Source organism: Tahibacter sp. (assembly GCF_032229445.1).
Classification (GTDB): domain Bacteria; phylum Pseudomonadota; class Gammaproteobacteria; order Xanthomonadales; family Rhodanobacteraceae; genus Tahibacter.
In genome coordinates this window covers 1-2764 of the sequence record NZ_JAVTWC010000037.1, presented here as the reverse complement: position 1 = coordinate 2764, position 2764 = coordinate 1, and the positions used below count along the sequence as shown (strand labels likewise).

General features: G+C 62.2%; 2 protein-coding genes. Both read right to left on the bottom strand.

Annotated features, from left to right (window positions below; genetic code table 11):
- Positions 1-1827: DUF4158 domain-containing protein (locus RUU78_RS07910; protein ID WP_313915356.1), on the bottom strand; the 1827-nt coding region annotated here is incomplete at its 3' end.
- A 4-nt stretch (positions 1828-1831) separates the two neighbouring features.
- Complete coding sequence (locus RUU78_RS07905) at positions 1832-2422, bottom strand: recombinase family protein (protein WP_043567193.1); 591 nt, start codon at positions 2420-2422, stop codon at positions 1832-1834.
- Positions 2423-2764 lie beyond the last annotated feature (342 nt).

Genomic DNA, 2764 nt, shown 5'->3' with positions numbered 1-2764 from the left:
CGCGCGATCCATCGTCTCGTAGGAGGTCGGGCTTTTCAAGGCGTCCGTAAAACCCAGCCGCAGGTCGGTTTCCTTGACCATGTCGAGCAGGCTGGTCATCGGCCAGATGGCGTTGAGTTCTGCCTTGAGCGCAGTCAAGTTAGGCGGATCGGGCTGCGCATCGAGCGGCGTCAACGTGATCCAGCCGCCGCCTTTGCTGCTCAACCGGACGGAGGGATTCTTCTTCAGGCCGGCGTCGAAGGTGGACAGCGCCTCGCGCATCGCCGACTGCAAGTCGGCGATGAAACGATCCGCGTAAAGTGGGAGATTCAACGCCTGGTAGTAGCTCTCTCGGTTCTCGTCAAAGTCGGCTGGGAGGTCGTCGTCGGGATCGCGGTAGCGGTTTGCGCCAACCACCCAAACTTCCTTGCAGCGCAGTCGCTCGCGCAGCGCTTCCAGCACCGCGATTTCGTAGGTGACGCGGTTGACCCGATCCCGGCCGGCAGCGTCCTTCTCCATCACGGCTTCGCGCCACAGGCCACGCACCACGCCGTCGAGCGGGACGTCCTCGTCGGCCGGGAAGGTATGCACCTTGGTATTGGCGAAGCGTTTCACCAGTTCGAGCGCATCCATCACCGGGCGGTGGCGGTCGTTGTTGGAACGGAATTCCAGCGCAGCCAGCAAGGTCGGCACCATGCGCCGATAGTGGCCCTGGTATGAATTGCGGATCACGGTACGCAGCGTGATGCGATAGGTTGGCCCGCTGGCCTTCCATTCCTTGACCAGATCGCGCAGGGTCTGTTCATCGACCACCGGGAACACCACGTCGCGCACCACGCCATCCGGTTGGGCCAGCGTAGCGTCGGCCAGGCTGAACAGGAGGTTCTGCTTGCCGGTGACACGCTTCAGATCTTCCAGCAATTCCCGCTCGACCTTGCGCTCGGCACGCGCGCCGATCTGGTGGATGGTCTCGATCAGCAAGTCCACCAGGTCATCGGTCAGACTGCGGGCGCGCAGATAGACGAAGGCCGCCAACCAGGTGATGCGAGCAGCATCTGGATGCCGGCGCAAGTCGCGAGGAACCTCGACCGAAACTCGCTGGCGGCAACGCTCTAGGTCGCGCGGTGAAGTTCGGTCGAACAGATCGGCGGGCAGGTTGATTCCCCGGATCAGTTCCAGCCTCGCCAACTCGTCCTGCATGCTGGCAAGGCTAGGTCGACCAGGACTGCCACGTAGCTTCAGCAGGACAGCCGGTGCGCTGCCTATCGCGTCGTCTTGGTTGAGTTCTTCGCTGCCGTCACCCTCTGGACGCAGTAGGGCATCCAGGTTCTTGCGTGTTGCGAGCGACAGCCGTGCATAGACGCCGTTATGGAAGCGGCCTTCGTGAGCGCGCAAAGCGCTGCGCGCGATACGCTCCACCCTGTCGGCCGTCGGCGGCTCGATGGCGAGTTCCCGGCAACGCGCTTCCAGCCGCTCAATCATCGAATCAATGTCGCCGGCGAGCTCGCCGGCGACATGATCGCGCAGCCAAACCGTCAGCATCTCCGAGTCGGCGACTGTGGCTTCGCGGAAGCCGAAGCGCCCGCGAATTTCAGCGCGCAGGCGCTCCTCCGTGCGCCCGGTGAGGAAGGCTTCGCCATCGATTGGCATCGGCACATCGAGTTGCTGGCGCAGTGAGGCGACCCCTTGCGCCTCGATTTCATCCTTGTCGCGCGGGAACCGGCCACGCTCACGGAAGAAGGTCAGCAGGACGGCAAAGCCCAGCCGGTTCGTCCAGTTCTTTGTCATCACCAACTCGCGCTCAGCCGATGCCAACAGCCACTGATCTTCTGCGCTGCCGTTCGCCATGCCGCTACGCTCCTGGACGCGAGGACTCGGGCCAGCCGACCCGCGCCAGGGTCTCGATCAAGGTGGTGCGTTTGACGCCGAAATTCCGACACACCGCCGCCTTGGACATACCGCCGTCGAGTGCGGCGACGATCGCGTTCAGCTTTTCGCCAGTGATTGCCTGTGGTCGGCCGCCGATCCGGCCACGTTTGCGTGCGGCGGCCAGGCCGGCGACGACACGCTCTTGAATCAAGGCGCGCTCGTACTGCGCCAGTGCACCGAATACCTGGAACAGGAACTCGCCCGATGGCGTTGTTGTATCCAGGCTCTCCGTCAGCGAGCGAAACGCCACCTGTTTGCCCCTGAGTGAGGTCACGATAGCGAGCAGGTGCGACAGCGAGCGGCCGAGCCGGTCCAGCTTCCAGACGACCAATACAGCGCCAGGGCGGACAAATTCTAGCGCCCGAGCTAAGCCCGTGCGGTCATCCTTCGCGCCGGAAGCGTGATCCTCGAATAGGTGACGTGGATCGACGCCGGCCGCGAGCAGCGCGTCGCGCTGCAAGTCCGTGCTCTGCCGGTCGGAGTCCGACGACACGCGCATGTAGCCTACCAACATATCGGATAACCCCTAAATTTAGTTTCCGTATAGTAGCGCATAGCGACATGGTTTCCCGCACATTATCGAGGCCTGTCGTGAGCCGTTTCGTTGGCAGTTTTCTACGTGTCGTAAAACACTTGTTTTGCGACATCGGCTCTATTGGTATCGTGCTTTATATTTTACCTGAACAGGTATAAACTGCCGCCATGACCCATAAAGAAAAAGCGCTCGAATGGATCGCGAGCAGCTACAAGGATCTGATGGCGTTGCCACCTGACGTGCGCAGGCGCTTCGGTTACGCACTGTCGTTGGCGCAGATGGGCGATCAGGACGACGCGGCAAAGGTGCTCAAGGGCTTCG

Excerpts from the sequence above, each read along its gene's own strand:
- RUU78_RS07905 (WP_043567193.1), bottom strand. The coding sequence starts at position 2,422 with ATGTTGGTAGGCTACATGCGCGTGTCGTCGGACTCCGACCGGCAGAGC.